Source organism: Rhodoferax sp. (genome assembly GCF_037143375.1).
Lineage (GTDB): Bacteria > Pseudomonadota > Gammaproteobacteria > Burkholderiales > Burkholderiaceae_C > Rhodoferax.
In genome coordinates, this window is the sequence record NZ_JBAWYV010000034.1 from 24,425 (window position 1) to 31,725 (window position 7,301).

Genomic DNA, 7,301 nt, shown 5'->3' on the forward strand with positions numbered 1-7,301 from the left:
CGTGACCTCAGTTCAAGTCGCCGTACTGTGTGACGCTGAGTGGCGATGCACGCTCATCCGAAGGCACTATTTGTGTATCTTCAAACTCTTCAACAGGCGCAGGATTTCGGCGACCTGAGGTCACCATGCGACCGTGCACCGACATTGGAGTCACGCTTGCTGCACTTGCCAAGGCCCGCTTGAACGCGTCAACTTCATCTTGTTGCAAAGGTTCATAGGCAGGCGTTGACTTGACCAAACGGGCGGGTGTTACTGAGGAGTGAAAAGTCTGAAGCTCATCCGGTTTTTTCATTACCTCTGGTGCAGTGAAGGTTTGATTGGGAGATAGACCGGTGGTGACTTGCTCATTCACGCGCCAATAGACAGCTGTTATGAAAATATCGTGACGCGCTTTGGCGGCTTGCGCCATCATGGCTTCTATCTCAGACAAACGACTGGTGCCGCCGGCGGAGGTATTGGCTAAATCCATCATGATCATGTACTGGAGTCCCCGAGCATCTAGCGACAGAACCTTGAACTTGTAACTGCTAGCCAAAACGCCCGCTCGAATCATCGCATCGTGCACAACTTTGTAGAGAAGTTCACGGTGTTCAAGTCTCTCATTTTTACGGCTAGGCATATGGCCAACCTGCGATGGCGCCACTTTGATTTGGAGACGGTCACCCGGCTTGTAGGGTACTGTAGCATCGGCATTACGCAGCGCAAGGCTTTCCGGCGCTACGGAAGGTGTAGGCGCAGGCTTCCTGGCAAACCAATTAAACATTGACTATCTCTCCTTCAAGTTACGGCAATACGTTTGCGCTGATCTTGCATGCGGCCGCAAACGATGGCTTCCAAAGCCATGACCAACGCCAAAGTTGCTTCGGGTTGTCGATGCGACATTTCTGAGAATCGCATTGGCGAAATGCTCCACATCTAGCAGGAAGCGGCCGCCAGCGCAAAGGGCTGCATATAACTGGCTATGGCTCTCCACTGCCCCATGGTCACTGTTCGGCTAAAGGCGTCTTCACTATGATTGATCGAAAATGCTTCAATCAATGCCCGGATATCTTGTTTGCTTGAATGTTGGTTATTCCCGTTCATGACGCACACCTAAACTTTAATTCCATTCATTCAAAGAACTCTCAGTAAGCCATTTCGATTGGGAAAACCAAATCACTTGCCAATGCAGAATTTGGAGAATATCACCCCAAGAAGGTCATCAGACGTAAATTCACCGGTTATTTGATTCAATGCAGATTGAGCCTGTCGAAGCTCTTCAGCCAGCAAATCCAGCGACTGTGCCTTGTCTGCCAAATGGGCTGCCGCCTCCATTAAATGGTCATCTACTTGATGCAAAGCCTGCACATGCCGTTCGCGTGAGATGAAGACGCCTTCGGGAACAGACTGCCAACCAGCCACATCTAACAACGTGCTACGCAAGGCATCCAGCCCAGCACCTGTTTTTGCTGAAAGGGTCACTCCATTTTCATGCGTTTGAGTAGTGACGGCATCTGCTTTGTTCCAGATATCTATAACAGGTACCGATAAAGGTAGTTTTAGGGCTAGAGCCCTCGTTATCACTGCGTCATCAGCTATGTAATCAATAGCATTCATGCGCGTCAGATCATGCAAAAATAGCACGGCATCAGCCGACTCAATGGCAGCCCAGGCCCGTTCGATGCCAATTTTCTCGATCTCATCGTCACTCTCACGCAAACCGGCCGTGTCAATCACGTGGACCGGTACACCCGCGATCTGGATGGTTTGTTGAACTTTGTCCCGCGTCGTTCCGGCAATTGGCGTCACGATGGCCAGTTCAGCCCCGGCTAGCGCGTTGAGGAGTGACGATTTACCGGCATTCGGCTGCCCTGCAATCACCACCTTGATACCTTCGCGCAGCAGAGCGCCCTGGCGAGCTCTTTGCAGCACATTTTGCAGCGTTTTCTGTAATTTTGAGAGCTGCCCCTGAGCGTCGGCTTGGCGTAAAAAGTCAATTTCTTCTTCGGGGAAATCCAAAGTGGCCTCTACCAACATTCGAAGGTGAATCAGGGCATCGCACAGGGCATGGATTTCCTGGGAGAAGGCCCCCGACATCGAACGAGTGGCACTGCGGGCAGCCGCCTCGGTACTCGCATCTATCAAATCAGCAATGGCCTCGGCCTGTGCCAGATCGATTTTGTCATTGAGGAAGGCTCTTTCGGAGAATTCTCCCGCCTGAGCCACCCTGAGACCTTTTAGCCTTTGTGCGTGAGTAAGTGGATTGATTTCGGCTGCTGCTTCTATACACCGTGCCAACAAAAGCTGCAGAACTACTGGCCCGCCGTGGGCCTGAAGTTCGAGCACATCTTCGCCGGTGAAAGAATGGGGAGCCGGAAAATAGAGCGCTAAACCCTGGTCAATCGCCACCCCGGTGTGATCCAGAAATGGGGTGTAGGTCGCTTCGCGGGGCTTTAGCGGACGTGAAAAAAGGGCCTGGAGCAGCCCTTCAATGTTTTTTCCGCTGACCCTGACAATGCCCACCGCACCCCGACCGGGGGCGGTGGCAATGGCCACAATGGGGTCGCTATGGCGCGGTAGCGACACGGCCGATCAGAACTTGGGTAAGTTGAACTGTGGCGGCACACCCATGCGGGTATTGATGATCCACTGTTGCGTGATCGACAACACGTTGTTAGTGATCCAATACAGCACCAGACCCGCCGGGAAGAAGAAGAACATCACGCTGAAGGCCAGCGGCATGAACCACATCATTTTGGCTTGCATCGGGTCTGGTGGCGCTGGGTTCAAGGCGGTCTGCAGCACGGTGGTCAAGGTCATGACCAAGGGCAGGATGTAGAACGGATCAGGCGAAGAGAGGTCGTGAATCCACATCACCCAAGGTGCATTGCGCATTTCGACGCTGGATAACAGTACCCAGTACAGGGCAATGAACACCGGAATCTGGATCATGATCGGGAAACAGCCGCCCATCGGGTTGACTTTTTCCTCGCGGTAGATGCGCATCATTTCTTGCTGCATCTGCTGTGGGTTGTCCTTCATGCGCTCGCGCATCTCGGTGATTTTCGGATTGATGGCCTTCATCTTGGCCATGCTGGCATACGCCTTGGCATTGAGCCAGTAGAAAGCGGCCTTGAGCAGCAACACCAGCGCCATGATGGACCAACCCCAGTTACCAATGAAGCTCTGAATCTTGTCGAGCAACCAGTACAGCGGTTTGGCCAAAATGGTGAGCCAACCGTAGTCTTTAACCAACTCCAGTCCGGGGGCCAAAGACTCCAGCACTTTTTCTTCCTGGGGGCCAGCGAAAAACTTGGCTTTTACCGATTTACTGGTGCCCGGAGCAATGTTGTCGATGGCGGTGATCAAGCCCACAGCGTAGAGATTGGTATCCACCTTGCGCATGAACGGTTCACGTTTGATGCCATCACCCAGCAACCAGGCGCTGGCAAAATAGTGCTGCACCATCGCTGCGTAGCCGTTCTCGGCCGTCTTTTCAATATCGATCTTGTTGTTTTCAATATCTTTGAATTCGACTTTTTGGTACTTCTTGGCTTCGGTATAGATGGCCGGACCGGTGAAAGTTGAATAGAAAGAGGACTCGCCCAGCGGCTTGTTGCCATCGCGTACCAGTTGCAGGTACAACTGCGGCGACACCACCACCGTACTCATGTTGATCACCTCATGCTTGACCGACACCGCGTAAGCGCCGCGCGTCAGCGTGAAGGTCTTCACCAGCTTGACGCCACCCACTTCAGGTGATTCAAAGCGAATGACCAACTCATTGCCACCGTCCATGAGGGTGCGTTCGCCCGGAGCCACCGTCATGACCGATTTGTGGGTTGGGAAGACGCCGCCTGCTGCGCCAGCGATCAAACCTGATTGCGCCACATAGGTGCGCTCTTTGGTTTCGTCCAGAAGGACGAACTTCTTGCTCTTGTCGGCCATGTCGACATGCTTGAGGAACTCTGTCTGCACCAACGAACCGCCCTCGGTGTCAAACGTCAACTTGAGCACATCGGTCGTGACCACAACACGCTCGCGAGGCACAGCAACTGCGCTCGTATTTACAGCCAATGCGGCTGTAGCCCCCGCCAATTGTTCGCTACCTGCTACTGAATTAGTAGCTGGAACGCTGGTAGGCACGCCCGAGGCTGGCGTGAGCGGATTGGTGGCTACGGCTGTTTTCACCGGGCCAGGGAAAAAAGTTGCTTTATGGCCGTTATAAATTTGCCACTGGTCCCAAAGTAGAACCATGGAAAAGCCAAAGACCACCCACAAAATGGTGCGACGAATATCGTTCATGAAGACTTCTTTTGAGTGGAAGAGGAAAGCAGCTGTGTAAAGAGCCGGGGTTTTTCTAGCGAAACAGGATCAGCGCCGCCCGCGCACCAAGGGTGGCATCGCGCAAGGCGCGAAAAAGTCAAATAACTACCAACCGCAGCACCATGCGCCTGCAAGGCTTGCAGCGAATACACAGAACAAGTGGGCTCGAACCGACATGCAGAACCAAGCCAAGGGCTCAGCAGCAAACGGTAACCTTTGACCAAGCCAATCAATAGGGTTTTGATCATGCGGCAACTCTCTGCGCGGGTGCCGCCGACAAGCGAGGAACAATTTTTGCAAATAATTGCTGCAGTTCAAGACGTACTGCGTCCTTGAGCAATTCGGAACTCGCGCTGATGAATTGCTTGCGATCAAAACCAGACCGCAAGCGCACAACGTGCGCCGCTACCGTCATGGCAGACTCATATTCGGTACTGACGTTGTAAATCTGACGCTTGATGGCATTGCGCGTAACGGCTCTTTTTGCCCAGCGCTTGGGCACCATCGCACCCATCCAGACATCTTGGACGCCAAAAAGCGCCATTAGAGGCGCATTTTGAAGCGAAGATGCCGGCGGCTTCACCACGCCAGTATCAAGAGCAGCACAGTGCAAAGCAAAGTGAGCGGTACGCGCCACAGTGCTCCCAGCCAGTACGGCCTGAAACTGGCTTCGCGTTTTCAGTCGCTGCAATTTGTTGCGGCGCCAGAACGACAAGTCAGCTGAGTGTGATTCGGGTGACCGAAATCAGACTGCCAAACGCTTGCGACCCTTGGCGCGACGAGCGTTGATCACAGCACGGCCGCCGCGGGTTTTCATGCGAACCAGAAAACCGTGAGTGCGGGCGCGTTTGATCTTGGAGGGTTGGTAAGTGCGTTTCATTTTGAAAATCCTAAAGGGCTCTATGTCGACCCAACACTGCTACCAGTGAACGGGCCGCTTCATTAACCCCTGACACAATCAGGGGAACCTGCGATTATCGCAAATTTTTTCACTCCCGGCAAATTTATGCCGGATATCAAATTTATCTTTTATCGAAAACGATAAAAATCAGATCAAACGAGAGGCGTCCTGCGCTGCGACGAAGCCTTCATCGGTGGGCACCACCCAGACTTCAACAAGACTGTCAGGTTGGTGGATAGCCATAACCTCATTGCCAGTGGCCTGCTGGTTGAGTTCAGAATCAATTTTCACCCCTAACCAACTCAACCGCTGACCCAGTTCGGCACGCAGCACCACGTCATGCTCACCAATACCGCCACTGAATCCCAGCACATCAAGACCGCCCATAGTAGCCACCAGAGCCCCTGATTCACGCACTACCCGGTGTGTGAACAAGTCGATTGCTCGCTTTGCATCGGCGCTGTCGTCGGCGCGCAGTCGGCGCATGTCTGCGGAAATACCCGAAACACCTAGCAAACCACTTTGTTTGTACAGCAAGGTTTGCAGTTGCGCATGGTCCCAGCCCTGCTCCAGTAGATACAGCATCACACCGGGGTCGAGCGTTCCACAACGCGTGCCCATTACCAGCCCATCGAGCGCTGAAAAACCCATGGTGGTGGCACAACTCCGCCCCTCGCGGGCAGCACAAAGACTCGCACCGTTGCCCAGGTGGGCCATCAGAACCCGGCCATTGCCTTGCGCACTTCGCTTTTGCAACACACCCATGACATATTGATAGGACAGACCATGAAATCCGTAGCGACGCACGCCTAATGCGGTGAGCGACGTCGGCAAGGCAAAGGTGTAATCCACCTCGGCCATGGTTGAATGGAACGCTGTGTCAAAGCAAGCCACTTGCGGCAGCGAAGGGAATGCTTTTTGAAATGCCCGAATACCCTGCAAATTATTGGGTTGATGCAGTGGTGCCAATGAAATTTTCAGTGTCAAGCAGGCTAATACCTCTGGGGTTACCAAGACACTGGCCGAAAAGTCTTTGCCACCATGAACAACCCGGTGCGCAATGGCGTCGATCTTGGGAATGGCTGCTTCACTTGTCAACAACTCACCCAAACTGTGCAGCGCCTGTTCAAACGGATCACCACCTGTTAAAGGCAACTGGCGTTGCAGCTGCTTCCCTTGAAATGTCCAACCTAAAACAGGTGCACCCCCTGGCTCAAGTCCTTCGATGTTTCCGGTGAGCACATTGGGAAGCACCTGACCCTCAGCAATGGGGTAGATAGAAAATTTCAGCGAGGATGAACCCGCGTTGACTGCAAGAATGGCCATGTTTTTTCCTTGCCTTACCAGGCTTTAGGGTTGATCACGACGGGCGTTGTGCGCCGTCAATGGGGAGAGCAGCGCTGGCGCCGCCCGGTTCATCGGGCTATCAGCTCGACTTGTGAGTGCAATAAGCACCCGTGCGCTATGGCCAACGGTAATTTCGTCATAAGTAACGTTTTCAACTACATCCGTGCTTCTTGTGAAACTCATAACAATTGGATTGGGGCAACAGGTGCCGGGAAATATTGAGAACTGCGGGTTATCAGCTTATGCAACCCGAGTGACGAGTCGATGTCAGGTCTCTTTAAACAAGCGGTCCAAATTAATGCCGTCAGCGCCCGGCTTAAAACCATCTCGCTCCAAATGGGCTTCTGCTTCTGTCAAGATGTGACGGGTATTGATGACTCCAACCTGGTCGACGTAACGCGCTTCTACGCCATAACGCAACACCAACAGACCCCTCAACTCTTCCCATTTCTGAGCCACTCGCCGGTCAGCGCCTGAACCCGTTCGAGTCGTCGTGCGCGGATCAGCGATAGCCCGGCGCTCATGTGTCATAGCCGACATGGATTTCCGGTTGATCACCTGCCGCACGTCTTCCTCACTAGACAACGACACACCCAACCCGATCGCCAAACGAGCAATACGGGCGTTTAGCGCTTCGATGGATGACTCCATAAGGTGCAGGCGTTCAACCTGCATCCTCTCGTCTCTTTCCGTATCAGTCGGCATAGCGCACCATGATGAACTCGCCGGGTGCATCGCACAGCACCTT

Annotated in this window: 9 protein-coding genes; all 9 read right to left on the bottom strand. The window is 53.4% G+C overall.

Annotation, left to right across the window (positions count from 1 at the left end; translation table 11 throughout):
- Positions 1-7 precede the first annotated feature (7 nt).
- The gene (locus tag WCG50_RS07625) at positions 8-763 is read right to left on the bottom strand and encodes a hypothetical protein (protein ID WP_336898992.1); all 756 of its coding nucleotides are present in this window, start codon (positions 761-763) and stop codon (positions 8-10) included.
- Between the two features lie 152 nt (positions 764-915).
- A complete protein-coding gene (locus WCG50_RS07630; protein ID WP_336898993.1) occupies positions 916-1,083 on the bottom strand; it encodes a hypothetical protein in 168 nt (55 codons plus the stop codon).
- A 72-nt stretch (positions 1,084-1,155) separates the two neighbouring features.
- Positions 1,156-2,565, bottom strand: coding sequence for a tRNA uridine-5-carboxymethylaminomethyl(34) synthesis GTPase MnmE (mnmE, locus tag WCG50_RS07635; RefSeq protein WP_336898994.1), 1,410 nt, complete (start codon positions 2,563-2,565; stop codon positions 1,156-1,158).
- A 6-nt stretch (positions 2,566-2,571) separates the two neighbouring features.
- Complete coding sequence (gene yidC / locus WCG50_RS07640) at positions 2,572-4,284, bottom strand: membrane protein insertase YidC (RefSeq protein ID WP_336898995.1); 1,713 nt, start codon at positions 4,282-4,284, stop codon at positions 2,572-2,574.
- Positions 4,281-4,553: a membrane protein insertion efficiency factor YidD gene (gene yidD / locus WCG50_RS07645; protein WP_336898996.1), complete on the bottom strand. Its 273-nt coding sequence runs from the start codon at positions 4,551-4,553 to the stop codon at positions 4,281-4,283. Before yidD ends, yidC begins: the two co-directional genes overlap by 4 nt.
- The gene (locus WCG50_RS07650; RefSeq protein WP_336898997.1) at positions 4,550-4,996 is read right to left on the bottom strand and encodes a ribonuclease P protein component; all 447 of its coding nucleotides are present in this window, start codon (positions 4,994-4,996) and stop codon (positions 4,550-4,552) included. The genes yidD and WCG50_RS07650 overlap by 4 nt, the downstream gene beginning before the upstream one ends.
- A 54-nt stretch (positions 4,997-5,050) precedes the next feature.
- Positions 5,051-5,185, bottom strand: a complete 135-nt coding sequence (gene rpmH / locus WCG50_RS07655; protein WP_066096666.1) for a 50S ribosomal protein L34 — start codon at positions 5,183-5,185, stop codon at positions 5,051-5,053.
- Between the two features lie 168 nt (positions 5,186-5,353).
- Complete coding sequence (locus WCG50_RS07660; RefSeq protein ID WP_336898998.1) at positions 5,354-6,532, bottom strand: acetate/propionate family kinase; 1,179 nt, start codon at positions 6,530-6,532, stop codon at positions 5,354-5,356.
- Between the two features lie 288 nt (positions 6,533-6,820).
- A partial coding sequence (locus tag WCG50_RS07665; RefSeq protein WP_336898999.1) for a hypothetical protein occupies positions 6,821-7,301 on the bottom strand: 481 nt, incomplete at its 5' end.

Coding starts and splice junctions, on each gene's coding strand:
- WCG50_RS07630 (WP_336898993.1), bottom strand. CDS start 1,083: ATGAACGGGAATAACCAACATTCAAGCAAACAAGATATCCGGGCATTG.
- rpmH (WP_066096666.1), bottom strand. CDS start 5,185: ATGAAACGCACTTACCAACCCTCCAAGATCAAACGCGCCCGCACTCAC.
- WCG50_RS07625 (WP_336898992.1), bottom strand. CDS start 763: ATGTTTAATTGGTTTGCCAGGAAGCCTGCGCCTACACCTTCCGTAGCG.
- yidC (WP_336898995.1), bottom strand. CDS start 4,284: ATGAACGATATTCGTCGCACCATTTTGTGGGTGGTCTTTGGCTTTTCC.
- WCG50_RS07660 (WP_336898998.1), bottom strand. CDS start 6,532: ATGGCCATTCTTGCAGTCAACGCGGGTTCATCCTCGCTGAAATTTTCT.
- yidD (WP_336898996.1), bottom strand. CDS start 4,553: ATGATCAAAACCCTATTGATTGGCTTGGTCAAAGGTTACCGTTTGCTG.